Origin of the sequence: Fluviicoccus keumensis (genome assembly GCF_004217445.1) — a bacterium.
Lineage (GTDB): Bacteria > Pseudomonadota > Gammaproteobacteria > Pseudomonadales > Moraxellaceae > Fluviicoccus > Fluviicoccus keumensis.
Map to the genome: position 1 here is coordinate 200,856 of NZ_SHKX01000012.1, position 25,764 is coordinate 226,619.

Here is a 25,764-nt window from a genome sequence, read left to right on the forward strand (position 1 = left end):
ACAACAATGTTCAAGAAGCTCATGACCGCCGCCGTCATTACCGGCGCAGCCCTTACCGCCAATGTCAGCAGCGCCTGGTGCCTGTTCAACTGCGACTACACCAAGACCAAGTACCCCGTGGTGCTGGCCCCCGGCGTGCTGGGCTTCGACAAGCTGGTCGGCTTCGTGGACTACTGGTACGGCATCCCCGGCGGTCTCAGCGACGGCGGTGCGCGTGTCTTCACCACTTCCGCTTCCGCGTTCAACAGTTCCGAAGCGCGCGGCGAACAACTGCTGACGCAGGTGCAGGATATTCTGGCCATTACCGGCGTTTCTAAAGTTAACCTGATGGGCCACAGCCACGGCGGCTACTCGGTGCGTTATGTCGCTGACGTCATTCCGACCCGTGTGGCTTCCCTGACGCTGATCCACAGCCCGGTCAAGGGTTCGCCGGTGGCTGACCTGGTTCGCGGCGTGGCCGCTCCCGGCACCTTCTCCGAGACGGTGGTTCAGACCGTGGGTACGGCTGTGTCCCAGTTCATCACTTTCCTGGCGGGTAACAGCTATCAGGAAGACTTCATGGCCAGCATGGACTCTTTCACCAAGACTGGCTCTGCCGCATTCATCGCCAAGCACCCCAACGGTGTGCCGACAACGGCTTGTGGCGAAGGCGCCTATACCGCCAATGGCATCCGTAACTACTCCTGGGGCGGCACCGCCACCATGGCGAACGTGCTTGATCCGCTTGACTACTTCTTCGGTCTGACCGCTCTGGCCGGTAGCGAACCCAATGATGGTCTGGTCGGCCGTTGCTCCAGCCACTTTGGCAAGGTGCTGCGCGATGACTATCCGTGGAACCACGGCGATGCCATCAACCAGCTGTTCGGGGTGCGCGGCCTGTTCACGCCCGATCCGGTGGATGTCTACCGCGAGCATGCCAACCGCCTGAAGAACGCCGGCGTCTGATCGCTCCGGTTGTCTGAAAAAGCGCCCCTTCGGGCGCTTTTTCATTTTGGAGCTCTCGTCAAGCGGGCAAGATGGTGACTGATGGTTTTTCAAACGGAATTGAGGGAAAGGGATAGCAACTAATTGTCCGACAATTTTCACGTGGTCGACAAATTGCGACACCGCTCATCGTGTTTTTGACACGGTTTGTCATCCGAATGGCGTCAATTCCCGAATCACTGGCGTCTTTTATCAAGGCTTAAAACTGACTGTTGATAATATATGCACATGTCGAATAAATACTCTAAATGCTGCTGACCGCTCATAATTCAAACGTAGTAAAGCTTAATAATTCAACAACATAATGCCACAACAACTACTTTTTACCCAAGCGACCCAACAGGTTGCACGAGAGGTCACCATGTACAAGAAGCTCCTGGCTACTACCGCTATCGCCGCCGCCGCCCTGACCGCCAATGTCAGCAGCGCCTGGTGTCTCTTCAATTGCGATTACACCAAGACCAAGTACCCGATCGTGCTGGCTCCGGGTGTGCTGGGCTTCGACAAGCTGGTCGGCTTCGTGGACTACTGGTATGGCATCCCCGGCGCACTGCGTGACGGCGGCGCCAAGGTTTATGTGACTTCCGCTTCCGCCTTCAACAGTTCCGAAGTGCGCGGCGAACAACTGCTGAAGCAGACCCAGGACATCCTGGCGATGACCGGCGCAGCCAAGGTCAACCTGATGGGCCACAGCCACGGCGGTTATTCGGTGCGTTACGTGGCTGACGCCATGCCGACCCGCGTCGCTTCGCTGACCCTGATTCACAGCCCGGTCAAGGGCGCCGGTCTGGCTGACCTGATCCGTAACGTGGCTCCGGCCGGTACGTTCTCCGCCAGCCTGGTGCAGACCGTGGGCACAGCGGTATCCGGCCTGATTACGTATCTGGCGGGTAATACTTATAAAGAAGACTTCATGGCCAGCATGGATTCCTTCACCACGGTCGGTGCGGCGGGTTTCAACTCCCGTCACCCGAACGGCGTGCCGACTTCGGCTTGCGGTGAAGGCGCTTATACGGCCAACGGTATCCGCAACTACTCCTGGGGCGGCACCACGGCTTTCGCCAATGCGCTGGATCCGCTGGATTACTTCTTCGGTCTGACCAGTCTGGCCGGCTACGAAGCCAATGATGGTCTGGTCGGTCGCTGCTCCAGCCACTTTGGTCGGGTGCTGCGCGACAACTATCCCTGGAACCATGGTGACGCCATCAACCAGATGTTCGGTATCCGCGGCCTGTTCACCCCGGCTCCGACCGATGTTTATCGCGAACAGGCCAATCGTCTGAAATCTGCTGGTCTCTAAGCATCAGGATTGGTATTGTACGCAGCGGCGGCCCGGAAGGGCCGCCGTTTTGTTGTGGGCGGTAACTGCAGAAGGAGAATAAAAACAATGCAGAAAAAAGCGACGATTGCTCTGGTTGGCGTATTGCTGCTGGTGGCGCTGGGACTGCTGTGGATGTCCCGCGACAAATCTGCCGATGCGCAATCCGCCGTGATGCCCAAGCCGGGCGAGAACACGGCCGCCATGGTTACGGATGCGCTGGCCAAGTCGCGCGAAGCGGCTTCGCGCTTCAAGACCGGTCTGGAAGGTATTCCCAAATCCCTGCGCGATACCGAAGTGGATGGTTCGCTGGAAGTGGATGCCGACGGTAACCTGAAAATCACCCGTGGCGTCCGTCAGACGTTTGATTATTTCCTGTCGGCGATTGGTGAGGAAGACCTGACCACCATCATTGCCCGTATCCGCGCTTACATCCGCGCCAAGTTGCCGGCGAAAGCGGCCGCGCAGGCCGAAAAGCTGCTCGAATCCTATATTTCCTATCGTGAAGGGCTGGGGCATCTCCCGCAAGTGGCGGGCGACCCGTCGCAGAACCTGTCGGCCATCCGTCAGCAAAAGCAGGCAATCCAGGGGCTGCGTTCGCAATATTTTGACCGTAATGTCATCGATGCCTTCTTTGGTGACGAAGACGCCTATGACAACTACACGCTGGCTCGCCTTGAAGTCATGCAGGACAAGAGCCTTAGCGCCACTGAAAAGGCCAAGCGCACCGCCGCGCTGTTGGAGCAACTGCCGCCGGAGTTGAAGGAAAACGTCAAAACCCTGAACCAGTATCAGGAGCTGACCACTCTGACTCAAGACTGGAAGACCCGTGGCGGTTCGCCGCAGGAACTGCGCGCCATCCGTGAGCAGATCGTTGGTCCGGAGGCGGCTACTCGCCTGGAGGCGCTGGATCAGGAGCGCTCGGAATGGGATTCCCGTATGAAGGATTACCTGCAGGAGCGTGAAGCCATCATGAAAAATACCGCCTTGAGCGATCAGGACCGGCAGCAGCAAGTGGCTGCGATGCGCGAGCAGCGCTTCAACCAGCAGGAGCGCGTCCGTGTCGATGCACTGGAGCGCATTCATGACCAAGGGCTGACCGTGCCGGAATAAGGCGGTGGATCCGACATGAAAAAGGCCACTTTCGTGGCCTTTTTCATGTCCAGCGTTCCAGGGCGCGCGTCAGAAGTTCCAGTCCGTCAGCCTGATGCCTTTTTCATCGGCCACGGCGATGACGGCCGAGCCTTCCGCTTCCCGCCAGTCGCCCAGCACCAATCGTTGACCGGGTTTGCCATTGACAGTCAGTTCATGAACCTGCGGCCGGTGGGTGTGACCATGAACCATAATGGCGACCTTGGCCGCCGTCATCGTATCAATCACAGCCTGTGGCGTGACATCCATGATGTTTTCCGGCTTGTTGCTGTTATGCATGCGGCTTTGGGCGCGCCATTGCTCGGCAATTTGCACCCGCTCGGTCAGCGGCTTGGCCAACATTCCCTGCTGCCACAAGGGGTGGCGGCTTTGGGCACGGAAGGCCTGATACTTCTCGTCCAGGGTACAGAGTGCGTCGCCATGCTCGATCATTACCTGATAGCCATAACACTGGATCACCTGGCGTTCCGGCAGCAGGAAACCCCGGCAGGATTTGACGAACTCGTCGCCCAGCAGGAAATCGCGGTTGCCATGCAGGAAGTAGACAGCAGTCCCGCGGACGCCAAGCCGGGCAAAGGCATCAATGATGCTGCGATTGTATTCCGAGAGGTTATCGTCGCCTACCCAGGCTTCAAACAGGTCGCCCAGCACATAAACGGCTTCCGCCTTGCCTTCCAGATGGTCAACCAACGCCAGAAAACCGGCGGTCACGCGGGGCAGGTCGGGAGACAGGTGCAAATCAGAGATGAAGTAGGTCGGTTTCATGCGGCTTGATCCCTTGCGGCGCGAAAGGCAGCCGGGCCGTATGCGGCCCGGTGCAACAGCAGAGGCTTACTCGCCGATGACTTCAGCGGTTTCAAGAATGACGGGCTTGACCGGCACATCGCTGTGATAACCGGAACGTCCGGTTTGCACGGCCTTGATCTTGGCTACCACGTCCATACCTTCGGACACCTTGCCGAAAACGGCATAGCCCCAGCCCTGGGTGGTCTTGGAGCTGAAGTTCAGGAAATCGTTGCGCTTCACGTTGATGAAGAACTGGGCGGAAGCCGAGTGCGGGTCCTGGGTGCGGGCCATGGCAATGGTGCCTTCGTCGTTCTTCAGGCCGTTGTCAGCCTCATTCTCGATGGGAGCCTGGGTCGGCTTCTGGTTCATGTTGGCGTCAAAACCGCCGCCCTGGATCATGAAGCCGTCAATGACGCGGTGGAAAATGGTGCCGTTGTAATGACCGCTGCGAACGTAGGACACAAAATTGGCCACCGTCTTCGGAGCCTTCTCGGCATTGAGGTCCAGCACGATTCGGCCGTAATTGGTGTTCAGGGCAACTTGCATGGGCATCATCCTGTTATCTAAGGGAATAAGGCTTGTGACGGTCAGGCGCTCGCGCTAGACTGGCCGTTTTTGCCGGCCCCTAATCATAAAGCCTGTTTCAGCGCTTGTCATGCGAGTTCCCGTATACCATGGAAGCCAAAGATTTTATCCGCGCCCAGGTTGTTGAAGACCTGGCCTCGGGCAAGCACGCCCGCATCATCACCCGTTTTCCGCCGGAGCCGAACGGCTACCTGCACATCGGCCACGCCAAGTCGATCTGCCTCAATTTCGGCGTGGCGCAAGAAGCCGGCGGCGAGTGCAACCTGCGCTTCGATGACACCAATCCGGAAAAGGAAGACCAGGAATACATCGACGCCATCAAGCGTGATGTCAATTGGCTGGGGTTCCAGTGGGCGGGGGAAACGCGTTACGCCTCCGGCTATTTTGATGCGCTCTATGACTATGCCCTGCAATTGATCCGCATGGGCAAGGCGTATGTGGATTCACAAAGCCCGGAGGAAATCAGTCAGGGGCGCAGCACCCACAACGGCGCCGGTATCGAATCTCCGTACCGCAACCGCTCGGTGGAAGAGAACCTCGCGCTGTTCGAGAAAATGCGCAACGGTGAGTTCGACGAGGGCAGCTGCGTGTTGCGCGCCAAGGTCGACATGGCGTCACCCAACATCAACCTGCGCGATCCGGTGATCTACCGCATCAAGAAGGTGCCGCACCACCAGACCGGTGACAAGTGGGTCATCTATCCGATGTACGATTATACCCACCCGATTTCCGACGCTCTGGAATACATCACGCATTCGCTGTGTACGCTGGAGTTCGAGGATCACCGTCCGTTCTACGACTGGCTGCTGGAGACGCTAGGTACGCCCGCACACCCGCAGCAGATCGAGTTCTCGCGCCTTAACCTGAATTACACCGTCACCAGCAAGCGCAAGCTGAAGAAGCTGGTGGATGAAGGCCATGTCAACGGCTGGGATGATCCGCGCATGCCGACGATTGCCGGTTTGCGCCGTCGCGGTTATACCCCGGAATCCCTGCGTGATTTCTGCGACCGCATCGGCATTTCCAAGAGCGAAGGCGTGGTGGATGTCGGCATGCTGGAATTCTGCATCCGTAATCATCTGGAGAATACCGCGCCGCGCGCCATGGCTGTACTGAATCCGTTGAAGGTGGTGATTACCAACGTTGGTGACGAGACGCAAATCCTGCGTTCCGCACGCCATCCGAATCTGCCGGAACTGGGTGAGCGCGAAATCCCCTTTACCCGCGAGATCGTCATTGACGCTGCCGACTTCAGCGATAACCCGCCCAAGGGCTTCAAGCGTCTGGTGCAGGGCGGTGAAGTGCGGTTGCGTCACAGTTATGTAATACGCTGTGATGAAGTCGTGCGTAATGAAGCCGGCGAAATTGTCGAACTGCGCTGCACCGCTGATCTCGACACCCTGGGCAAGAACCCCGAGGGCCGCAAGGTCAAGGGCGTTATCCAGTGGGTGTCGGCCACGGTCGGTGTCGCGGCGGAAGTGCGTCTGTACGATCGCCTGTTTACCCAGCCGGATCCGGAAGCCGGCGATGACGGTTTCCTGGGTTGCATCAATCCGGAAGCGTTCAAGGTCGTGCAGGCGATGGTGGAGCCGTCGCTGGCTGCCGCCGCGCCCGAAGACCGGTTCCAGTTTGAGCGCGAAGGCTATTTTGTGGCGGATCTGACGGACAGCAAGCCTGGCAAGCCGGTGTTCAACAGGACGGTCGGCCTGCGCGATTCCTGGGGCGGCGCCTGAATGAAAAACGGGGCGTATTACGCCCCGTTTTGACATGCTTGCCAGCTATTGTCAGATATCCGGATTTTCGAACGGTTCCAGTGAGGCGTGTTCTTCCTGTTTGCGCGAAATATCGCGGGAGAGGCGGGCGCGGTCGCTGGGATTGATGTTGATGAAGTAGACGCCGGTGCGGAAACCCTCCAGATCTTCGTCCTCGCAATAGACAACGCGGGCTGTCGCGGCGATGTGGTAGTGGTGTTCCAGATGGCTGATGGCCAGATGCAGATGCGTGCCCGGTGTCAGCGCTTCGGTGGCGTGAAAGGACAAGCCGCTTTCACTGAGGTTGACACGCTGGGGAATCGGGGACAGCAGTTTGGCCAAGCCGTCATAGATGGCGCCGGTCAGCAGTTCGATCTTCAGGTTCATGGCCTGGAAAAGCCCGCTCAGGCGCGGATTTTCACGCTCCACCACCTGCATCTGGCCGCGCTGCACGCTGTCAATCTGCTCAAGTTCGGCGAACAACGTGAAGTAACGGGGCAGGGAGAAACAGGTATCGTAGGGGTCCTTTAACGATTCTGCACTACTAATCGGTTGATAGTGCAGGGATAGTGTCGAGTCAATTCGATTCAGCAGACGTCTTTCGAAGGGATTATCCGAATTTGTCATTCTTGTCATGATTTCCAACCCTTGTGGCCTGTGCCGCCTAGTTAAGATTATGGTCCAATTCCCGCCATGTTCAAGCCCGTTTCCCTGCTGATCGGCCTGCGCTACACCCGCGCCAAACGCCGCAATCACTTTATCTCGTTCATATCCCTGACATCCATTCTCGGCCTCACGCTGGGCGTTGCCGTATTGATCACGGTCCTGTCGGTCATGAACGGTTTCGATCGGGAGCTCAAGAATCGTATCTTGGGGATGATACCTCACGCCACGATTTCGTCCCGTGAACCCATTCAGGATTGGAAGAACTTAGCAGAGTTTGCCAAAAGAAATCCACAGGTTTTGGCGGCGGCTCCCGTCACCCAGTTGCAGTGCATGCTGACCGCCAACGGGCAGGTATCCGGCGCCATGATTACCGGCATCGAGCCGGAATATGAACGGAAAGTCTCCATCATTGCCGGGAATATGAAAGCCGGCAAGCTGGAGCAATTGCGGGCTGACGAATACGGCATCGTCCTGGGCAGCGGCCTTGCCGGTAATCTGGGCGTCGGACTGGGGGATAAGGTCACCCTGGTGCTGCCCGAGGCGGCGTTGACGCCTGCGGGCGTGATTCCGCGCTTTAAGCGCATGACCGTGGTTGGGGTTTTCCAGGTTGGCGCGGATGTGGATGGCATTCTGGCCTACGTGCATGTGTCCGATGCCGGCAAGCTGTTGCGGATTGGTTCGGCGGTTCAGGGGGTTCGCCTGAAGTTGAAGGATCTGTTTGAGGCTCCGCGCATTTCCAACGAAATGCTGTATGACCTGCCCGCTAATTATTATGAAACCAACTGGACGCAAACGCATGGCAACCTGTTCAGCGCCATCCAGATGGAAAAGGCAATGATGGGCTTGCTGTTGATGCTGATCGTGGCGGTTGCCGCTTTCAACATTGTTTCAAGCCTGGTGATGGTGGTGACGGACAAGAAGGCTGATATCGCGATTCTGCGCACGCTGGGCGCCAGCCCGCAAACCATTACCCGGATTTTCATGGTGCAGGGCGCAGTCATCGGCTTGTTCGGTACGCTCGCCGGCGTCTTGTTGGGGATCATCCTCTCCCTGAATATCACTTCGGCGGTCACATGGCTTGAGCATGTCACCGGCCAATCATTCTTTGATGCCTATTTCGTCAATTATCTCCCGTCGGAGCTGGAGTGGAGCGATGTGCTTTGGGTCAGCCTGTCGACCGGACTACTGAGCTTCCTTGCGACCATTTACCCTGCGCGCAAGGCGGCGCGGGTTCAACCAGCCGAGGCCCTGCGCTATGAGTAACAACCCGGTTTTGCAGGCGGAAGGCCTCAGCAAGCGTTTTGTTGACGGGGTTCGCACCGTTGAGGTTTTGCACGGTGTCAGCCTTGAGGTCGCCAAAGGTGAATTCGTGGCCATCATAGGCAGTTCCGGCTCGGGTAAAAGCACCTTGCTGCATCTGTTGGGCGGATTGGATCTGCCGACTGCGGGGACAGTACGTATCCAGGGCCAGCCGCTCAGCATGATGGATGAGGTGAAACGCGGTGAGTTGCGGAACCGGCATCTGGGATTTGTTTACCAGTTTCACCACCTGTTGCCGGAGTTCACCGCGCTGGAAAATGTCTGCATGCCTTGGCTGCTGCGTCGGGACAGCCAGATTCCCGACGTGCGTCGCCGCGCCTCCGGATTGCTGGAGCGCGTGGGTTTGGGATCGCGGCTGGACCACAAGCCTTCAGAATTGTCCGGGGGGGAAAGGCAGCGTGTGGCCCTAGCGCGGGCATTGGTGACCCAGCCGGATCTGGTGCTGGCGGATGAACCGACGGGTAATCTGGATGCCGAGACTTCACAGGAAATCCAGGGCTTGCTGGCGGAACTGCGGAGTGAGCTGGGCATGAGCCTGGTGGTGGTAACTCACGATCAGCGCTTGGCGGAAACGGCAGACCGTGTATTAACCATGCGAAGCGGGCGGCTGGTTTGAATGCGCCGCTTGCCGCTTGCGGCGTTTTTCCCACGATCTGAGAACGTGCCGCCGCCAGTACCAGTTCATTCCCAGGTAGCCCAGACTGCCAAGCAGGAAGCCCGTGACCAGCATGCCCAGCAGGAAGGGTTCAAGATAACCGGAGAGGTGCAGGGCTCCGGGATGGTTAGGATGATGGCGCCCCAATCCTTCCAGCATCTGGATGAGCAATTCGATTTCGCCCAGGCTGAGTCCGGGACGATGCAGCAAGGTGGCGCCAATATCGTAGGCCACATAGAAACAGGGCAGCATGGTCAGGGGGTTGACCATCCAGACCATGGCGACGGTCAGCGGCAGGTTAATGCGGAACACCAAGGCGGCGATGACCGCTGGAATGGTATGCAGCGGCATGGGCAGGAAGGCGAACCATAATCCCCAGAACATCGCGCCAGAGGCGGAGCGTCGGTTCAGGTGCCACAGGTTGGGGTCTTCCAGATGATGCCGGAGGAAGCCGAGCCCGGGCGTTCGCGCAATGCGGGAAGGGTCGGGTAAATGGCGGCGGATGAATTTCTTCGGCATCGGGCGATCCTGCGTCGGTTTTTCCGGTCAGGTGGCCGTGGGAGGGGAGGCGGACTGGCGCTTGCGGCGCTGCAGCCAGGCGCGAGTTACATGCCGGCGCCAGTACCAGTTCATGCCGAGGTAGCCCAGACAGCCCGCCAGAAAACCGGTCACCATCATGCCCAACAGGAAAGGCTCAATGTGGTTGGCCATGCCAACCCGATTGGCGGCGGCCTCCGGGGATGACCCGAACAGGTTGCCCAATTGTCCGATCAGTTTGCTGATTTCGGCCATGTTCAGCAGGGGTTGTTTCAGCAACAGTGCGCCAATGTCATAACCCACAAAGATGACCGGCAGCATGGTCAGCGGATTCGAGACCCAGCACAGCACAATCGCCAGCGGCAGGTTGACCCGGAAGACAAGGGCGGCAATGGCGGCGGGTACGGTCTGGAAAGGCATGGGCAGGAAGGCGCACCACAAACCCCAGAACATGGCGCCGGAAGCCGACCGACGGTTCAGATGCCACAGATTCGGATCCTCAAGGCGATGCTTGAGGAAACCGAGTCCCGGTGTGCGGGCAATCTTTTCCGGGTTCGGAAGGTAACGGCGAATCAGTTGCTTGGGCATCCCGACTTCCACATTCATGGGCGCGACATTCTTTCTTATTTAGACCTCTTCTGCAATCTGTAACAAGACTGTCGGACAGGATAAGCACAAGAAACCGACAAACGCCGATCCTGCCTGATAACCCGCCATTCGGCGCGTGACCGGCCTTGTACGTGTTGTGCGGCCTCCGTGACGGTATTACCCTCTGCGCCCCTGTCATGACTACACGGATGTGTCCATGTCGAATCCGGGATGGGCGGCGTTCGCCGCCGGGATTTCACTGCTGCTGTTATTGCCGTTCCTGCCGGACGAGAGTTATGTGGCGCTGGCCGGCCTGGCGCTCCTTGTGCTGAGCCTGCGCCTGCGGTTCCTGAGGGTTCCCGCCTGGCTGCTGCTGGGTTTGGCATGGGGTGTCTGGCACGCCCGCGCCTATCTGGAAGACCGGATCCCGCAGGCTTGGGAAGGCAGACCCTTGACGGTTGAGGCCAGGATTGTCGGGTTGCCGCATCCTTCCGCGCATGGGCGTCTGGGTATTCGGGTGCTGCCGTTACGGACTTCCAGCCAGGGTTTGCCGCTTCCGGGGGCGCGTTACTGGGAGCTGACCGGCGAACCGGCGGATTTCCGGCCCGGAGATGTCTGGGTACTGACGGTATCGCTGAAACGTCCGCACGGTTCCGTTTCACCGAATGCCTTCGACCTGGAAGAATGGCTGATGTCTGAGGGCGTGACGGCGACCGGAACCATCCGCCAGGCCCGTTTGCTGAAAGCCGGCAATTGGAGCATGGATCGCTGGCGGCTCAGTATCCGTGAGCGTTTCCAGCCCCTGATCATCGACAAGCCCGATGCCGCCATCGCTTTGTCCCTGCTGACCGGAGACCGCGCCGAGATTGACGATGACCGGTTGCGCCTCTATCAATCAGCCGGTATCAGCCATTTACTGGCGATTTCCGGTCCGCATGTCCTGTTGTTTGCCGTCGCGGTTGCCGGAGCCTTGCGCTGGCTGGCCGGGCGACGTCCGGTGCTTTTCCGCCGCATGCCGTTCCAGCGCTGGCAGTGGCCGGTCTTGCTGGCGGCGGCAATAGCCTACGGCTGTTTGGCGGGTGCGTCATTGCCCACGATGCGCACGCTCGTGATGCTGGCGCTGTGCGTGCTGGCCCGCATGTCAGGTCGTGAGGCCGACGCTTGGTCGGTGTTGTGGCGCGCGTTGGCGCTGGTCCTGTTCTGGCAGCCGCTCAGCGTGCATGCCGCGGGATTCTGGCTCTCATTCGGCGCGGTGGCGCTGATCATGTTGTGGGGCGGTATTCGTCGCCGCGGTTCAGCGCTGATGCAGGCGGCAGGCCTGCAGTTGTATCTGTTCCTGGCCATGCTGCCGCTGGGATTGCTGTTCTTCGGGCAAGTCAGCCTGATTGCGCCGCTCGCCAATGCGGTCGCCATTCCGCTTATCAGCGTGCTGGTTGTTCCCCTGTTACTGGCGGGGTTGATGGTTGGATATGGCTGGCATCATGCCGGTATGGCCTGCTGGTATTGGGCAGGATGCCTGCTGGAGCGTCTGGACGATTTGCTGGCATGGATGACGACGCATGGCGCCGGTCTGTTTTACTGGCGCCCCGGGCCGGTGGCCCTGATCAGCCTGTCACTGGCATTGGCCATGTTTTTGGCCCCGCGCCGACTGGCGCTGCGCGCGCCCGCGACATTCCTTTTGCTGCCGGTGGTATTCGCCCGCCCGTTACCGGAGCGGGGCGAGTTGCGCATGGCGGTGCTGGATGTCGGGCAGGGCTTGAGCGTGGTGCTGCACACCCGGAGCCACAGCCTGCTTTACGATACCGGCCCCGGTCCCTTGGCCGGAAGGGACGTGGTGCTCTCCTATCTTTACGGGGCGGGAATCCGCAGGTTGGACCGGCTGGTGCTTAGCCATAACGACCTCGATCACACCGGCGGCGCGGCGGAGGTCATCCGCGGGATCCCGGCCTCCGAGGTGGTTTACAGCGCTTTGCCGGAGGCCTATCGCCCCGGGCTAGAGTCCCGCCAGCAATTTTGCCGTCAGGGCCAGCACTGGGATTGGGACGGTATCCGTTTCCGGGTAGTGTCACCGGGCCCGTCGCTGGCGGGTGCGGCGGACAATAACCGTTCGTGCGTGCTGCATGTGCAGGGTGAGGGCTTCAGCATCCTGCTGACAGGCGATATCGAAACGCCGGCCGAGCAAGCCCTGCTGGGCTCCGGCGAGGACTTGCGGGCCGACGTGCTTGTCTTGCCGCACCATGGCAGCAACACCTCCAGTTCACCCGCTTTCCTGCAGGCCGTACAGCCCCGGCTGGGCATTGTCTCCGCCGGTTACCGCAACCGTTTCGGACATCCGGCCGCTCGTATAGTGGAGCGCTATCGCAGCGCGAGGATTCCGCTGGACAGCACGATCCTCTCCGGCACCCTGGACTACCGGTTCGCGCCCGGCGGCCATATCGACCGGGAATCGTGGCGCACCGGTCGTCATTACTGGCGAAATTCCTCATGAATAGGTAAAGTACCAGCCATTTTCGCTGTTTCAGAAGAGGGGCTGCCACGTGTGGGAATTAGTAAAGGCCGGGGGGTGGCTGATGATGCCGATCATCGTTGCCTCGATTCTGGCGCTGGCCATTTGTATTGAACGGGGTTGGGCGCTTCGCAGCCGGCAGATTGCTCCGCCGGGACTGTTGCCCGAGGTTTGGGGCTGGATTCGCAACAAGCAGCTCAATGCCGACAAACTGAGGCAGCTCAAGGCGGGTTCGCCATTGGGCGAGATTCTGGCGGCGGGCCTGCTGAACTCGCGGCATGGTCGCGAGATCATGAAGGAAAGCATCGAAGAGGCGGCCAATGTCGTCATCCACAATATGCAGAAATACCTGTCGCTGCTGGGTACGCTGGCGATGATTTCGCCTTTGCTCGGTCTCTTGGGCACGGTGATCGGTATCATCGAGGCATTCATGGCTGTGACCGGCGCCGGCATGACCGACCCGACGATGCTGGCCAACGGCATTTCCAAGGCGCTGGTAACGACGGCGGGCGGCATCTGTATCGCGATCCCTTCCATGGTCATGCACCGGTTCTTCATCCGCCACATCGATAACATGGCGGTCGAGATGGAACAGCAGGCGGTCAAACTGGTCGACATCGTACATGGCGATCGCGAAGTCGATTTTCAGGTAAGCGCTCCATGAAGTTCCGCAGGCCCCGCGAGGATTCGCTGGAAATCAATCTGACCCCCCTGATTGACTGCCTGCTGTTTCTGATCATCTTCCTGATGATTTCCACAACCTTCAACAAGGCCAGCAAGTTGCAGATCGTGCTGCCCGAAGCCAAGGGCGAGGCCAGCAAGGCGCCGCGCGCCAAAGCGCTCGAAATCGGCGTTAGCCAATCCGGCGTCTATACTGTCAATGGTCAGGAGTTGGCCGTGCGCGATCCCCGGCAATTGCAGAGCGCCATTGAAAAGGCCAGCGGCGGTCGTCGCGACATGCCGTTCGTCATTGCCGCCGACGGTAAGGCGTCCCATCAATCGGTGGTCACGGTCATGGACATCGCCGGGCAGATGGGGTTCGTCAATCTTAATATCAGCACCAAAATGCGAAGCGAGAATCCTTGATGACCACCAGCGGGTTTGAGGCCTACAAGCGCCTTCTGGGTTATGCCCGCAAATACTGGGGCGCCTTTGCCCTGGGGATTCTGGGTTTCATCATCAATGCCCAGACCGAGTGGGCGGGCGCCCAGGTTGTCAAATACATCATTGACGCCATCCAGAACAAGAACCAGCATGCCAAGGATTTTTTCCCGGTATTGATCGTGCTTATTTTCCTGTTGCGCGGGGTGGGCACCTTCCTCGGCAATTACTTTATGTCGCTGGTCGCGCGCAATGTGGTCTATGAGTTGCGCCGGCAGTTATTTGACAAGCTGCTGACCTTACCGAGCGCTTATTTTCACCGTCATTCTCCGGGGCACATCAGCGCCAAGCTGGTGTATGACGTGGAGCAGGTGACCGGCGCGGCGACCGAGGCTTTGAAAACGATCGTCCGGGAGGGCACGGTAGTCACCTGCCTGCTGGGTTACCTGTTCTGGACCAACTGGCGCCTGTCGCTGTCCTTGCTGCTGATTGCCCCACCGGTGTCGTTTATTGTCCGTAAGGCCAGCAAGCGATTCCGCACATTGTCACACCGTATTCAGAATTCCATGGGCGATGTCAGTCATATCGTCAATGAAAGCATCAACGGTTATACCGTCGTGAAGAGTTATGGCGGCGAAGCCTTTGAGCGTGCGCGTTTCGAGACCGCGTCGCGGGAAAACCTGCGCCAGAGCATGAAGATGGTGGTGACAGCCTCGTTGAATACGCCGCTGGTACAGTTGCTGATGGCGGTTGCCATGAGCTTTGTGGTGTATATGGCGCTGCAGCCCCATATTTTGGGGAATGTCAGCGCCGGTGAATTTGTGGCCTACATTACGGCCGCAGGGCTGTTGTCCAAGCCAATGCGCGCCCTCACCGATGTCAACGAGAAGATCCAGCGCGGTATTGCGGCCGCCCAATCGGTTTTCGAAATGCTTGATGTGGACGGAGAGCAGGATGGCGGGGATCGCGACGCCGGACGTTGCCGGGGCGAGCTGGAGTTCCGCCATCTTGACTTTGCTTATCCGGGCGGCGAGCCGGTGCTGCGCGATATCAATCTGCATATTCCGGCCGGTAAGACGGTGGCGCTGGTAGGCCGTTCCGGTTCGGGCAAAAGCACCCTGGTCAACCTGATTCCCCGCTTTTATGAATGCGCGCCTGGCCAGATCCTGGTGGATGGCCAGCCGCTGCAGTCCTATACCTTGGAGTCATTGCGTCGCCAGATTGCGACTGTAAACCAGAAGGTGGTTTTGTTCGATACCAGCATCGCCGCCAACATTGCCTATGGCGCACTGGCGGACGCGCCGGCCGAAGCGATCGAGTCGGCTTCCCGCGCCGCTTACGCCCATGAGTTTATCCAGAAGCTGCCGGATGGCTATGCCACCCGGGTCGGTCAGGATGGCACTGAGTTGTCCGGTGGCCAGCGCCAGCGTCTGGCGATTGCCCGTGCACTGCTGAAGGATGCCCCAATCCTGATACTGGACGAGGCGACCAGCGCGCTCGACAACGAGTCGGAATATTTTATCCAGGAAGCGCTGGAGACGGTCATGAAGAACCGGACAACTCTGGTTATCGCCCATCGTTTGTCGACGATTGAGAAAGCGGATCTGATCGTGGTGATGGAGAAGGGCCGGATAGTCCAGACCGGAACCCACACCGAGTTGCTGGCGGCCGGAGGCCTGTATGCGCAGTTGCACAGCCGCCAGTTTGCCGATGACCCGGATGCCGTTTCCGCATGAGGGACTGGCTGACGACGGCCTGGTATCGCGGGCACTGGCTTTTGCTGTTGCTGGCGCCGTTGTCCTGGTTGTTCGGCCTTGTCGCCGCCGTCCGTCGATTGGCGTTCCGGCATGGCTGGATACAGGCGCAGCGGTTTCCGGTACCGGTCATCGTGATCGGCAACATCAGCGTCGGCGGCACCGGAAAGACGCCGCTGACCTTGCATGTGGTTGAGCTGCTGAAGCGGCATGGCTGGCGGCCGGGAATTGTCAGCCGGGGCTATGGCGGGCGTGCGCAAGGCTACCCCTTGCTGGTGGGCCCGCAATCGGCAGCGGCCGAAACCGGCGATGAGCCGATGCTGCTGCATCGGGCTGCCGGTGTTCCGGTAGCCGTGGACCCGTTGCGATGCCGAGCCGTGGATTATCTGCTGCAGCGCGGGCTGTGTGATATTGTCATTGCCGATGACGGCTTGCAGCATTACGCGCTGCACCGCGACCTGGAACTGGCCGTGGTGGATGGCGAGCGCGGTCTGGGAAACCGGCGCTTGCTGCCTGCCGGGCCGTTGCGGGAACCGGTCGGCCGTCTGGCTTCGGTCGACGCCATTATCATCAATGGCGGCTCCGGTGCGCCGGATTTTGCGGGAAAAACACCGGTATTCCGGTTCAGCCTGAAACCCGGCTTACTGCTGCCGGTCGGCATATCGGTTGCGCCCGCACAAGCGCCGCAACCGCCGTGCCGGGTGCATGCCGTGGCGGGAATCGGCAATCCTGAACGTTTCTTCCGCAGCCTGGAACTGTCCGGTTATGACGTGATACGACATGCCTTTGCCGATCACCATCAGTTTCAACCGCAGGACCTGGCCTTCACCGAGTCGTTGCCGGTGATTATGACGACCAAGGATGCCGTCAAATGCGGCGAATTTGCCGGACCGGATGTCTGGCAATTGCCGGTGACGGTCGATGCCGATCCCGGCCTGGATCAATTGCTGTTGGCCTTTCTGGGCCGTTTTCACGAGAACCCTACCCATGCTCGATAAAAAATTGCTGGCTATCCTGGTTTGCCCGCTGTGCAAGGGGCCGCTGCACTATGCCGCCAATAGGGCGGAGCTTGTCTGCCGGGCGGACAGCCTGGCGTACCCGATTCGTGACGGTATTCCGGTAATGCTGGACAACGAAGCCCGCCCGCTCAGCCTTGAAGAAAAGCTGGGACAGGACCTGCCGTCCGGAGAGGCGTCATGATGACCCGATTCCATGCCGTCATCCCGGCGCGGTTCGGTTCAACACGCCTTCCGGGAAAGCCGCTGCTGGATATCGCCGGCAAGCCGATGGTGATCCGCGTCTACGAGCGCGCCTTGCTGAGCAATGCGGGTTCGGTCGTGATCGCGACGGACGATGAGCGGATTGCGGAGGCAGCGGCGAAAGCGGGCGCACGCTGGGTGATGACTTCCCCGGATCACCCGTCCGGTACCGACCGCTTGCAGGAAGTCGCCGCCAGGATGGGCTGGGCGGATGATGAGATTATCGTCAATGTCCAGGGTGACGAACCGCTGATACCTCCCGACGTGATCAATCAGGTAGCCGCCAATCTGGCCGCTAATCCCCAGGCGGCCATGGCGACCTTGGCCGAGCCGTTACACGAGGTTACGCAATTCACGAACCCCAATATCGTCAAACTGGTGCGCGACCATCAGAATATGGCGCTTTATTTCAGCCGTGCGCCGATCCCGTGGGCGCGGGATGCCTTCAGCCAAGGCGTGGCCAGTTTGCCTGCCCGGGACATGTATCTTCGGCATCTGGGCATTTATGCCTATCGGGTCAGTTTCCTGCACCGCTATGTCGGCTGGAGTCCCGCACCGCTGGAACAACTTGAGGCTCTGGAGCAGCTGCGCGCCCTCCATTACGGCGCGCGCATCCATGTTGACCTTGCCGCTGCCAACCTTCCGCCCGGCGTTGACACGGCTGAAGACCTGGAACGCGTCCGACAACTTTTTGCATGAACAAGGCTTTCCATAATGAGTGAGAAAATCAGCGTCCTGTTTGTCTGCCTGGGCAACATCTGTCGTTCGCCTACGGCGGAAGGCATTTTCATCAGCATGGTGGAAAAGGCGGGCTGGCAGGATGTCTTCAAGATCGATTCCGCCGGCACCGCCGCCCATTACGTGGGCGAGCCGCCGGATCGTCGCGCCCAGAAGCAGGCCAAGGCCCGCGGCTATGATCTTTCCCGGTTGCGGGCGCGTTTCATTTCGCCCGCCGATTTCGAGAAGTTCGATTACGTTCTGGTCATGGATCGCCGGAATATGCGGGAAATGGAAAAAGTCCGCCAATATTGCCGTAACCCCAAGGCCAAGCTCCAATTATTCCTGGATTACCACCCGGTCCATAAAGGCGGAGAGGTCCCGGATCCCTTTGGCGGTGAGGAAAAAGGCTTTGAGCTGGTGCTCGATCTGGTGGAAGCGACCTGTGAGAACCTGCTGAAAACCCTGCTGCAGGAAAAGGGTTTGACCAATTGCGGTTGCTAGGCCTGTCTCATGATGCTTGAAAACCAGCTTCTGACCCGGTTCAACACCTTCGGTCTGCCCGCACGCGCGCGTTTTCTGGCGCTGGTGGATTCGGATCAGGAATTGAGGCGATTACTGCTGTCGGTAACGGCGCGTAACTTGCCGGTGCTGGTCTTGGGCGGTGGCAGCAATCTGGTGCTGGCGGCGGATTTTCCGGGGTTGGTGCTGGTGTTGCGCCAGCGCGGTGTCCGGGTGGTGTCTTCTACGCCTGCCGAGGTAGTCGTGGAGGCAGCGGCCGGGGAATGCTGGCATGATTTCGTCCAGCATACCCTGGCCCAAGGTTGGTATGGTCTGGAAAATTTGTCGCTGATTCCGGGCACCGTCGGCGCGGCCCCGGTGCAAAACATCGGGGCCTATGGCGTTGAAATTAAAGACCGCTTTGCCGGTCTGACGGCGATCGACCGCGAGACCGGAGAGTACCGTGATTTCAACCTGGCGGATTGCCGTTTCGGCTACCGTGACAGTTTTTTCAAGCAGCAGGGCAAGGATCACTGGGTGATTACCCGGGTTCGCTTTCGTCTGGATCGCATGTCCCAACCGCAATTGGCCTATGGCGATATTCAGCGTCAGCTGGCTCATATGGGGATTATCCATCCGTCGCCGGTTGATGTCGCCCAAGCTGTCATGGCCATTCGCCGCAGCAAGTTGCCTGACCCGGCGGTGATTGGCAATGCCGGGAGTTTCTTCAAAAACCCGGTTGTAACGGCAGAAAAGGCGGCGTGGTTGAAGTCACAATGGCCGGACTTGGTCGCCTATGCTCAACCCGTGGGCGTTAAACTGGCGGCCGGTTGGTTGATCGACCAATGCGGCTGGAAAGGCAAATCCCTGGGGGCGGCCGGAGTTTATGAAAAACAGGCGTTGGTGCTGGTAAATCGCGGCGGCGCGAAGGGGCAGGATATTCTGGCGTTGGCCGAGGCTATCCGGCACAGTGTCGAAGAACGTTTTGACGTACGGTTGGAAATGGAGCCTGTTGTGGTGCGTTGAAGCAGCCCTGCCAGTCAGTTCGAAACCGACAGACATAAAAAAGGAGCCTTGCGGCTCCTTTTTTATGCGCCCCGAATTACTCCGGGGTAGCGGCCTTGGATTCAGCATGCTTCTTCATGGCAGCCACGAAGGCTGAAATGACGTCTGAGGCTGATTCGGGCTTGGGTTGGTCGGGCAACCAGGTAGCCACGTAGTCGCTGACGGTGCAGGGCGGAATGACCAGCGTGGTTGCACCGACCACAGGAACTGCGGTCGGTGCAACCACGGGCTCTTCAACCAGTGCCGGTTCCGCCGCAACTTCGGCAACCACTTCCGCGATGGCAGGTGTGGCGACTTCTGCTGCTGCCTGCGCTCTTTGGGCGGCAAAGAAAGCGGTGATCACCTCGGCGCCGGTGACCGGAGCCGGCTGGCCCGGCAGGAAGGCGGCGATATATTCACCAACAGTCCGCCAGGAGCCGATAACCGTTGCGGCTGGAGCGGGAACAGCCGCTTCCTCCACGACAACCGGGGCGGGTCGGAGCGCTTCTTCGGCACGGCGGGCAGCTTCCTCGGCCTCACGGGCAATCCGTTCGGCTTCGGCCTTGATGGCGGCTTCAGCGGCTTCACGCTCCCGACGACGACGCTCGCGCGGATCGTTGGCGGCGCGGCGCGGCGCTTCTTCCGGGGAGGCTTCGTCAGCGACAGGCGCGGCAACGGCTACCGGGGTTGCTTCAGCCGGAGCTTCCGCCATGCGGGTGACAGAGTTGCGCGAACGTCGCGGCGCAGGGGCCGGAGCGGCTTCCGCTTCAACAGCGGGCGCTTCAGCTACCGTGTCCGGAATAACCGATGCTTCCGCTTCCACGACCGGTACGGGGGCAGCCTCGGTGACAACCGGTTCCGGAGCGGTGACTTCGGTCGCCTGTTCGGCGGCGGCTTCGGCGGCAATCAAATCGGCGACGATCGGATTGATTGCGGCAACCGGAATGGCTGTCTCGGCCATTGGTGCGTGCAGCGGCGCCATTTCGAGCGCTTCCACGGTATCGGCGACATTTTCACCGTCGGCTGTCATCAGACCAGCTTCCATCAGCACGCGCGGATCACGCTCACGCGGGCCGCGGTTGTTACGGCGGTTACCGAAACGATCACGGCGGGGGCGGCGTTGCTGCGGAGCGGTGCTGTCTTCACCGTTGACGCCGGGGATGTTATCCGTCACCGGAGCATCTTCAATAGCGACGGCATCGGCAACCGGGGCTTCAGCCGCGAATTCCGGACGCGGCTGGCGCGGCTGGCGTTCACGACGATCACGGCCGCCATCGCGGCCTTCGCGCGGCTGGCGCTCACGGCGGTTGTTGTTGCCGGGCTGGGCAGCGTTTTCGCCGCTCTCAGCAGCAACAACCGGCGCATCAATGACAGCGTCCTGCTGGCGGTCCGCCCGTTCCGGACGTTCCTGGCGCTCGGGACGTTCCGCGCGTTGCGGGCGCTCGCTGCGTTCGCCGCGCGGCTGGTCGCCGCCGCCTTGACGTTCACCCCGATCGCCTCGCTCGCCGCGATAACGGTCGCCACGGTTGCGGCCATTGCGCTCGCGCGGTTGACGCGGTTGTTGGGGCGCGGAGGCTTCGGCCGGTGCCGGAGCGGGTTCTTCGGTCACGGGCTGCAGCTTGGATTCGACTTCTTCCTGCACGGTCTGGCCGTTGTTGAAGAGGTTGGCGAACCAGGCAAAGAAGCCCTTGCGCGGCCCTGTGGCGCTTTCGGTTTCAGCCGCTGCTTCGGCAACAGGTTCGGGGGCGCGGGCCGGTGCCGGAGCACGGTCATCACGCGATTTCGGCGCCGGGGCCTGGGTTTCCGGTTGCGCCATCTTGACGGCGGCTTCCTGACGACGGGCCGGAGCACGCTCCTCGCGGCGGTTCAGGCCGTTATCTTCATGGGTCGGCTGGAAGGCTTCGACCAGCTGGAAGGAGGCGGGGGCTTCCGCGCCTTCCTCGATCTGGTCATCGCGGAAGCGCGTGACTTCGTAGTGAGGGGTTTCCAGGTGCGGGTTGGGCAGGATCACCACGCGCACGCCGCTGCGGCTTTCCAGCGTCGCCAGGGCGACGCGCTTCTCGTTGAGCAGGAAAGCGGCGACGCTGACCGGCACCTGGGCGCGGATTTCAGCACTGCGGTCCTTGAGTACTTCTTCCTCGATGATGCGCATGATCGACAGGCCCAGCGAACGCACGTCACGGATCACGCCGGTGCCGTTGCAACGGGGGCAGACCAGGCCGGTCGTCTCTTCCAGCGAGGGGCGCAGGCGCTGGCGCGACAGTTCCAGCAGGCCGAAACGGGAAATGCGGCCGATCTGGATGCGGGCGCGGTCCATGGCCAGCGAGTCACGCAGCTTGTCTTCCACCATGCGCTGGTGCTTCGGCGGCGTCATGTCGATGAAGTCGATGACGATCAGGCCGCCGATGTCGCGCAGGCGCAGCTGACGGGCGATTTCCTCGGCTGCTTCCAGGTTGGTGTTGAGCGCGGTTTCCTCGATGTCGCTGCCCTTGGTGGAGCGCGAGGAGTTGATGTCGATCGACACCAGCGCTTCGGTCGGGTCGATGACGATGGAACCGCCGGACGGCAGTTTCACTTCGCGCTGGTAGGCGGTTTCGATCTGGCTTTCGATCTGGTAGCGGTTGAACAGCGGCACCGAGTCCTTGTACAGGCGGATCTTGCTGGCGTAGTGCGGCATCACCTTGCGCACGAACTCCATCGCCTGGTTGAAGGCGGGTTCGCTGTCGATCAGCACTTCGTTGATGTCGTCGCGCAGGTAGTCGCGGATGGCGCGGATGATGACGTTCGATTCCTGATAGATCAGGAATGGCGAAGCCTTGCCGGTGGCGGCTTCGTTGATCGACTTCCACAGCGACAGCAGGTAGTCGAGGTCCCACTGCAGTTCCTCGGGCGAACGGCCCAGACCGGCGGTGCGGACAATGACGCCCATGTCGTTGGGGACATTGATCGAGTTCAGCGCTTCCTTCAGTTCCTCGCGCTCCTCGCCTTCAATGCGGCGGGAAATGCCGCCGGCGCGCGGGTTGTTCGGCATCAGCACCAGATAGCGGCCGGCCAGCGAGATGAAGGTGGAAAGGGCGGCGCCCTTGTTGCCGCGCTCTTCCTTCTCGACCTGGAGGATGATTTCCTGGCCTTCCTGGATGGCTTCGCGGATGGTGACGCGACCGACATCGCGGGGATTCTTGTTGAAGTACTCGCGGGCGATTTCCTTCAGCGGCAGGAAGCCGTGGCGGTCGGCGCCGAAATCGACAAAAGCGGCTTCAAGGCTGGGTTCGACGCGGGTGACGCGACCCTTGTAGATGTTGGCTTTTTTCTGGGCGCGGGCGTGGTGTTCAAGGTCAAAATCGTAGAGGCGTTGACCATCGACGAGTGCGACGCGGGTTTCTTCGGAATGCGTCGCATTAATGAGCATGCGTTTCATTTGGTACGTTGTCACCTGAAAGTGACACACGCGCGGGGCAGGGGTCAACGAGCCGAATTCGGCATCGGCAAACGGACTTCTGGTCCGGCCGGAATGACTTGTCAACAGCGGCCGGACTCTTTCTGGGAGTTCCGGCACATGAAAATCGCTTCAGCAATTTTCCGAAAAATTCGTTTCCCGCAGCCCACGGCGCCTGTGCCGGTGGATAATTAAGCGGCCTTGGCCGCCACACAGTATTTTGTTACGAGCGTTCCAGGATTCACGGTTATCAACTGGAAAAGCCCGTACAAGCAATCAGTTTGCCTATATAATCCGCTCGCCATCAGTTACCCTCACCGCTTTATGGTGCGGGCCGTTTATCGGGTAACGCGAGAGGCCGGCAATTCCCGAATATATCAGACTCCTTTCGGAACGCACACTCTTTTTATGAATCAAACCGATACTTCTTCAGCAGTCCGTTTCATTACCGTCAAGGACGGCGAAGAAGGGCAACGCATTGATAATTTTTTGATCACCGCCCTGAAAGGTTTGCCCCGGACGATGGTTTACCGCATCGTCCGCAAGGGTGAGGTGCGGGTGAACAAGGGACGCATCAAGGCCGATTACCGCATTCAGGCGGGCGATGTCATCCGCGTGCCGCCGATGCGGCTGCCGGAAGCCCCTGCCGTGGCCGCGCCCAGCCCGCATCTGGCGCAATTCCTGCGCGGGCGCATTCTCCACCACCAGGATGGCCTGATCGTGGTTGACAAGCCCGCAGGTCTGGCGGTGCATGGCGGCAGCAACCTGCCGTTCGGTCTGATCGAGGCGATGCGGGTGCTGTTTCCCGAAAAGGATTTCCTGGAGCTGGTACACCGCATTGACCGGGACACCTCGGGCTTGCTGATGGTGGCCGAAAAGCGCAGCGTGCTGCGCGAACTGCACGAGCAATTACGGCAGGGCCGCATGCGCAAGACCTATGTCGCGCTGCTGGCCGGGCAATTGAAAGGCGGGCAGCACAAGGTGACCGCGCCCTTGTTCAAGACCAACCTGCCGAACGGCGAACGCATCGTGCGCGTCAATAATGAAGAAGGCAAACCGTCGGAAACGGTCTTCCGGGTGATCGAGCGTTTCGAGCACGCCACGCTGGTCGAGGCCTCGCCGCTGACCGGGCGCACCCACCAGATCCGGGTACATGCCCAGTTTCTGGGGCATCCCATCCTGGGTGACGAAAAATACGGTAATGATGAAGCCGGCAAGGCGGCGCGCGCCTGGGGACTGAACCGGTTGTTCCTGCACGCGCGTGACCTGACGTTGAAAATGCCCGACAAACCGGAGCCGCTGAAATTCACCTGTCCGCTGGCTCCGGAATTGCAAGCCGTGGTGGAGTACCTGCGCCGTGCCAAGTCCTGAGCTGATCATTTTCGACTGGGACGGCACGCTGATGGATTCGGCGGCGCATATCGTCGACAGCCTGCAACAGGCGGCGGTTGACCTGCTGCAGCCGGTTCCGGCGGCGGACGATTGCCGCCATATCATCGGCCTGGCCTTGCCCATCGCTATTCAGCAGTTGTTTCCTCATGCCGACGACGATGTCCGCGAACTGCTGCGTCAGCGCTATGCCTGGCATTACGTCGCGGGCAGTGAAGAGAAAAGCGGCCTGTTTCCCGGGGCGCTGGAGTTGCTGGAATCGCTGCTGAACCAAAACCGGCTGCTGGCCGTGGCCACCGGCAAGACCCGCATCGGGCTCGACCGCGTGTTGGCGCAAACCGGGTTGGCCGATCATTTCGTCATTACCCGCTGCGCCGACGAGAGCGCTTCCAAGCCGGATCCGCTGATGCTCAGCCAGATTCTGGCCCATACCGGCAAGCGCATTGATCAGGCGGTGATGATTGGCGATACCTCCTATGACCTGGCGATGGCCAAGGCGCTGGCAATGCCGCGAATCGGCGTCAGCTACGGGGCGCATGCGGTGGAATTGCTGCTCCCTCACGAGCCGTTAGTCATCGTCGACCATGTATCGGAACTGTACAACAATCTGTCCTGATACCTTGAAATTCCCCCACAGGGGCCGTATCAAGCATAAGCAATTAATAACCGGAAGTGAGTAATACCATGAGTGAGTGGCCGTCACCCCCGAAAGCAGGTAAGGAATGGGAAATTCTGGAAAAGGCCGTCATGGCTTCAGTGGAAGAACAGAAGCGCGCGCGCCGCTGGGGCATATTCTTCAAGCTGGTGACGCTGTTGTATGTCCTGATCTTCCTGTCACTGATTTTCTCCTCCGGCTCCCGTCATGGCGGCTCGAAGGTGGAAGGGGCGGTTGATCACACCGCGGTTGTCGAGATTCGCGGTGAAATCGCGGATGGCGCTGACGCCAATGCCGATGACATTATTGACGGCTTGCGGGAAGCCTTCGAGGCCAAGCACAGCAAGGCCATTATTCTCAGCATCAACAGCCCGGGCGGCAGTCCGGTGCAATCCGCCTATGTATATGATGAAATCCGCAAGCTGCAGGCCGAACACAAGAACAAGAAGGTTTATGCCGTGATTTCCGATCTGGGGGCGTCCGGCGCCTATTACATTGCGGCCGCAGCCGATCAGATTTATGTCAGTCCGGCCAGTCTGGTTGGCTCGATCGGCGTGATCATGCCAGGCGTCGGTGTACAAGGGTTGCTGCAAAAAGTCGGGGTGGAAGACCGTACCATGACCGCCGGTCAGCATAAGGCCATCATGAACCCGATGGCTCCGGTCAGCCCGGAAGAAAAGGCTCACGTGCAGAAGATGCTGAACACCATCCACCAGCAGTTCATCAGTGCGGTGAAGCAGGGGCGCGGTCAGCGTCTGAAAGAAACTCCCGATATGTTCTCGGGTCTGTTCTGGACCGGTCAGCAAGCGGTTGAAATGGGACTGGCCGATGGTTTTGGCTCGGTGAAAAGCGTGGCCAAGCAGGCTGGCGCGGAAGAACTGGTGGACTACACCGCGGAAAAGAGTCCGATGGACAGCCTGATCCGCAAGCTGGGCGCCAGCATGGGCGAGTCCATCGCCGCCAAACTGGACCTGGGTGGCGGCTTGCAGTTGCGCTGAACAACAGGTTTGGCAGGGTCAAAAAACCGGAGGCACGCAGCCTCCGGTTTTTTTATGCCTGT

General features: G+C 60.0%; 24 protein-coding genes. 18 read left to right on the forward strand and 6 right to left on the reverse strand.

Going from position 1 to position 25,764, the window contains the following annotated elements; translation table 11 throughout:
• Positions 1-6: 6 nt before the first annotated feature.
• The 3 genes from EV700_RS09060 to EV700_RS09070 all read left to right on the forward strand — a co-directional run bounded on the left by EV700_RS09060 (position 7) and on the right by EV700_RS09070 (position 3,415).
• Complete coding sequence (locus EV700_RS09060; RefSeq protein WP_130412951.1) at positions 7-945, forward strand: esterase/lipase family protein; 939 nt, start codon at positions 7-9, stop codon at positions 943-945.
• A 400-nt stretch (positions 946-1,345) separates the two neighbouring features.
• Positions 1,346-2,284 (forward strand): lipase family alpha/beta hydrolase, encoded by a 939-nt coding sequence (locus EV700_RS09065; RefSeq protein ID WP_130412953.1) that lies wholly within the window; start codon positions 1,346-1,348, stop codon positions 2,282-2,284.
• A gap of 87 nt (positions 2,285-2,371) precedes the next feature.
• Positions 2,372-3,415, forward strand: coding sequence for a lipase secretion chaperone (locus EV700_RS09070; protein ID WP_130412955.1), 1,044 nt, complete (start codon positions 2,372-2,374; stop codon positions 3,413-3,415).
• A 69-nt stretch (positions 3,416-3,484) separates the two neighbouring features.
• Here EV700_RS09070 and EV700_RS09075 read toward each other — a convergent pair whose 3' ends face one another.
• On the reverse strand, positions 3,485-4,219 hold the full coding sequence (locus EV700_RS09075; protein WP_130412957.1) for a UDP-2,3-diacylglucosamine diphosphatase: 735 nt from the start codon (positions 4,217-4,219) through the stop codon (positions 3,485-3,487).
• Between the two features lie 66 nt (positions 4,220-4,285).
• A complete protein-coding gene (locus tag EV700_RS09080; protein WP_130412960.1) occupies positions 4,286-4,795 on the reverse strand; it encodes a peptidylprolyl isomerase in 510 nt (169 codons plus the stop codon).
• Between the two features lie 119 nt (positions 4,796-4,914).
• Between EV700_RS09080 and EV700_RS09085 the strand changes: the two genes are divergently transcribed.
• Positions 4,915-6,558: a glutamine--tRNA ligase/YqeY domain fusion protein gene (locus tag EV700_RS09085; protein WP_130412962.1), complete on the forward strand. Its 1,644-nt coding sequence runs from the start codon at positions 4,915-4,917 to the stop codon at positions 6,556-6,558.
• A gap of 51 nt (positions 6,559-6,609) precedes the next feature.
• On the opposite strand, the gene EV700_RS09090 is transcribed toward EV700_RS09085, so the two are convergent.
• Positions 6,610-7,212 (reverse strand): PilZ domain-containing protein, encoded by a 603-nt coding sequence (locus tag EV700_RS09090; RefSeq protein WP_130412964.1) that lies wholly within the window; start codon positions 7,210-7,212, stop codon positions 6,610-6,612.
• A 57-nt stretch (positions 7,213-7,269) separates the two neighbouring features.
• On the opposite strand from EV700_RS09090, the gene EV700_RS09095 reads away from it, so the two are divergent.
• Together EV700_RS09095 and lolD are read left to right on the forward strand one after the other, a co-directional pair.
• Positions 7,270-8,505, forward strand: a complete 1,236-nt coding sequence (locus EV700_RS09095) for a lipoprotein-releasing ABC transporter permease subunit (RefSeq protein ID WP_130412966.1) — start codon at positions 7,270-7,272, stop codon at positions 8,503-8,505.
• On the forward strand, positions 8,498-9,178 hold the full coding sequence (gene lolD / locus EV700_RS09100; protein ID WP_130412968.1) for a lipoprotein-releasing ABC transporter ATP-binding protein LolD: 681 nt from the start codon (positions 8,498-8,500) through the stop codon (positions 9,176-9,178). Before EV700_RS09095 ends, lolD begins: the two co-directional genes overlap by 8 nt.
• Here the strand turns inward: lolD and EV700_RS09105 are convergent.
• Both EV700_RS09105 and EV700_RS09110 read right to left on the reverse strand, forming a co-directional pair.
• Positions 9,149-9,736, reverse strand: a complete 588-nt coding sequence (locus tag EV700_RS09105; protein ID WP_130412970.1) for a DUF2062 domain-containing protein — start codon at positions 9,734-9,736, stop codon at positions 9,149-9,151. The genes lolD and EV700_RS09105 overlap by 30 nt on opposite strands.
• Before the next feature lie 27 nt (positions 9,737-9,763).
• A complete protein-coding gene (locus EV700_RS09110; RefSeq protein ID WP_165391404.1) occupies positions 9,764-10,342 on the reverse strand; it encodes a DUF2062 domain-containing protein in 579 nt (192 codons plus the stop codon).
• 217 nt (positions 10,343-10,559) lie between these two features.
• On the opposite strand from EV700_RS09110, the gene EV700_RS09115 reads away from it, so the two are divergent.
• The 9 genes from EV700_RS09115 (at position 10,560) to murB (ending at position 19,206) form a co-directional block, all read left to right on the forward strand.
• Positions 10,560-12,830, forward strand: coding sequence for a DNA internalization-related competence protein ComEC/Rec2 (locus EV700_RS09115; protein ID WP_130412974.1), 2,271 nt, complete (start codon positions 10,560-10,562; stop codon positions 12,828-12,830).
• Between the two features lie 82 nt (positions 12,831-12,912).
• Complete coding sequence (locus tag EV700_RS09120; protein ID WP_242610232.1) at positions 12,913-13,512, forward strand: MotA/TolQ/ExbB proton channel family protein; 600 nt, start codon at positions 12,913-12,915, stop codon at positions 13,510-13,512.
• On the forward strand, positions 13,509-13,934 hold the full coding sequence (locus EV700_RS09125) for an ExbD/TolR family protein (protein WP_130412978.1): 426 nt from the start codon (positions 13,509-13,511) through the stop codon (positions 13,932-13,934). The genes EV700_RS09120 and EV700_RS09125 overlap by 4 nt, the downstream gene beginning before the upstream one ends.
• A complete protein-coding gene (msbA, locus tag EV700_RS09130; protein WP_130412980.1) occupies positions 13,934-15,685 on the forward strand; it encodes a lipid A export permease/ATP-binding protein MsbA in 1,752 nt (583 codons plus the stop codon). The genes EV700_RS09125 and msbA overlap by 1 nt, the downstream gene beginning before the upstream one ends.
• Positions 15,682-16,701, forward strand: a complete 1,020-nt coding sequence (gene lpxK / locus EV700_RS09135; RefSeq protein ID WP_130412982.1) for a tetraacyldisaccharide 4'-kinase — start codon at positions 15,682-15,684, stop codon at positions 16,699-16,701. The genes msbA and lpxK overlap by 4 nt, the downstream gene beginning before the upstream one ends.
• Positions 16,691-16,903, forward strand: a complete 213-nt coding sequence (locus EV700_RS09140) for a Trm112 family protein (protein ID WP_130412984.1) — start codon at positions 16,691-16,693, stop codon at positions 16,901-16,903. Before lpxK ends, EV700_RS09140 begins: the two co-directional genes overlap by 11 nt.
• Positions 16,903-17,661 (forward strand): 3-deoxy-manno-octulosonate cytidylyltransferase, encoded by a 759-nt coding sequence (kdsB, locus tag EV700_RS09145; RefSeq protein WP_242610245.1) that lies wholly within the window; start codon positions 16,903-16,905, stop codon positions 17,659-17,661. Before EV700_RS09140 ends, kdsB begins: the two co-directional genes overlap by 1 nt.
• A gap of 15 nt (positions 17,662-17,676) precedes the next feature.
• Positions 17,677-18,183 (forward strand): low molecular weight protein-tyrosine-phosphatase, encoded by a 507-nt coding sequence (locus EV700_RS09150; RefSeq protein ID WP_130412988.1) that lies wholly within the window; start codon positions 17,677-17,679, stop codon positions 18,181-18,183.
• Positions 18,184-18,192: 9 nt separating this feature from the next.
• On the forward strand, positions 18,193-19,206 hold the full coding sequence (murB, locus tag EV700_RS09155) for a UDP-N-acetylmuramate dehydrogenase (protein ID WP_130412990.1): 1,014 nt from the start codon (positions 18,193-18,195) through the stop codon (positions 19,204-19,206).
• Between the two features lie 76 nt (positions 19,207-19,282).
• Here the strand turns inward: murB and EV700_RS09160 are convergent, their stop codons facing one another.
• Positions 19,283-22,642, reverse strand: a complete 3,360-nt coding sequence (locus EV700_RS09160; protein WP_130412992.1) for an Rne/Rng family ribonuclease — start codon at positions 22,640-22,642, stop codon at positions 19,283-19,285.
• 426 nt (positions 22,643-23,068) lie between these two features.
• On the opposite strand from EV700_RS09160, the gene rluC reads away from it, so the two are divergent.
• The 3 genes from rluC to sppA all read left to right on the forward strand — a co-directional run bounded on the left by rluC (position 23,069) and on the right by sppA (position 25,702).
• Complete coding sequence (rluC, locus tag EV700_RS09165; protein WP_130412994.1) at positions 23,069-24,031, forward strand: 23S rRNA pseudouridine(955/2504/2580) synthase RluC; 963 nt, start codon at positions 23,069-23,071, stop codon at positions 24,029-24,031.
• A complete protein-coding gene (locus EV700_RS09170) occupies positions 24,018-24,665 on the forward strand; it encodes an HAD-IA family hydrolase (RefSeq protein ID WP_130412996.1) in 648 nt (215 codons plus the stop codon). Before rluC ends, EV700_RS09170 begins: the two co-directional genes overlap by 14 nt.
• Positions 24,666-24,733: 68 nt before the next feature.
• Positions 24,734-25,702, forward strand: coding sequence for a signal peptide peptidase SppA (gene sppA / locus EV700_RS09175; protein WP_130412998.1), 969 nt, complete (start codon positions 24,734-24,736; stop codon positions 25,700-25,702).
• Positions 25,703-25,764: the final 62 nt, after the last annotated feature.

Bases quoted from the DNA above. Each gene is read 5' to 3' on its own strand.
- EV700_RS09105 (WP_130412970.1), bottom strand. From the start codon at position 9,736: ATGCCGAAGAAATTCATCCGCCGCCATTTACCCGACCCTTCCCGCATT.
- sppA (WP_130412998.1), top strand. From the start codon at position 24,734: ATGAGTGAGTGGCCGTCACCCCCGAAAGCAGGTAAGGAATGGGAAATT.
- EV700_RS09150 (WP_130412988.1), top strand. From the start codon at position 17,677: ATGAGTGAGAAAATCAGCGTCCTGTTTGTCTGCCTGGGCAACATCTGT.
- EV700_RS09115 (WP_130412974.1), top strand. From the start codon at position 10,560: ATGTCGAATCCGGGATGGGCGGCGTTCGCCGCCGGGATTTCACTGCTG.
- EV700_RS09120 (WP_242610232.1), top strand. From the start codon at position 12,913: ATGATGCCGATCATCGTTGCCTCGATTCTGGCGCTGGCCATTTGTATT.
- EV700_RS09110 (WP_165391404.1), bottom strand. From the start codon at position 10,342: ATGCCCAAGCAACTGATTCGCCGTTACCTTCCGAACCCGGAAAAGATT.
- murB (WP_130412990.1), top strand. From the start codon at position 18,193: ATGATGCTTGAAAACCAGCTTCTGACCCGGTTCAACACCTTCGGTCTG.
- EV700_RS09080 (WP_130412960.1), bottom strand. From the start codon at position 4,795: ATGATGCCCATGCAAGTTGCCCTGAACACCAATTACGGCCGAATCGTG.
- lpxK (WP_130412982.1), top strand. From the start codon at position 15,682: ATGAGGGACTGGCTGACGACGGCCTGGTATCGCGGGCACTGGCTTTTG.
- rluC (WP_130412994.1), top strand. From the start codon at position 23,069: ATGAATCAAACCGATACTTCTTCAGCAGTCCGTTTCATTACCGTCAAG.
- EV700_RS09095 (WP_130412966.1), top strand. From the start codon at position 7,270: ATGTTCAAGCCCGTTTCCCTGCTGATCGGCCTGCGCTACACCCGCGCC.
- lolD (WP_130412968.1), top strand. From the start codon at position 8,498: ATGAGTAACAACCCGGTTTTGCAGGCGGAAGGCCTCAGCAAGCGTTTT.
- EV700_RS09160 (WP_130412992.1), bottom strand. From the start codon at position 22,642: ATGAAACGCATGCTCATTAATGCGACGCATTCCGAAGAAACCCGCGTC.
- EV700_RS09060 (WP_130412951.1), top strand. From the start codon at position 7: ATGTTCAAGAAGCTCATGACCGCCGCCGTCATTACCGGCGCAGCCCTT.
- EV700_RS09140 (WP_130412984.1), top strand. From the start codon at position 16,691: ATGCTCGATAAAAAATTGCTGGCTATCCTGGTTTGCCCGCTGTGCAAG.
- EV700_RS09070 (WP_130412955.1), top strand. From the start codon at position 2,372: ATGCAGAAAAAAGCGACGATTGCTCTGGTTGGCGTATTGCTGCTGGTG.
- EV700_RS09075 (WP_130412957.1), bottom strand. From the start codon at position 4,219: ATGAAACCGACCTACTTCATCTCTGATTTGCACCTGTCTCCCGACCTG.
- EV700_RS09125 (WP_130412978.1), top strand. From the start codon at position 13,509: ATGAAGTTCCGCAGGCCCCGCGAGGATTCGCTGGAAATCAATCTGACC.
- EV700_RS09065 (WP_130412953.1), top strand. From the start codon at position 1,346: ATGTACAAGAAGCTCCTGGCTACTACCGCTATCGCCGCCGCCGCCCTG.
- EV700_RS09085 (WP_130412962.1), top strand. From the start codon at position 4,915: ATGGAAGCCAAAGATTTTATCCGCGCCCAGGTTGTTGAAGACCTGGCC.
- msbA (WP_130412980.1), top strand. From the start codon at position 13,934: ATGACCACCAGCGGGTTTGAGGCCTACAAGCGCCTTCTGGGTTATGCC.
- kdsB (WP_242610245.1), top strand. From the start codon at position 16,903: ATGACCCGATTCCATGCCGTCATCCCGGCGCGGTTCGGTTCAACACGC.
- EV700_RS09090 (WP_130412964.1), bottom strand. From the start codon at position 7,212: ATGACAAGAATGACAAATTCGGATAATCCCTTCGAAAGACGTCTGCTG.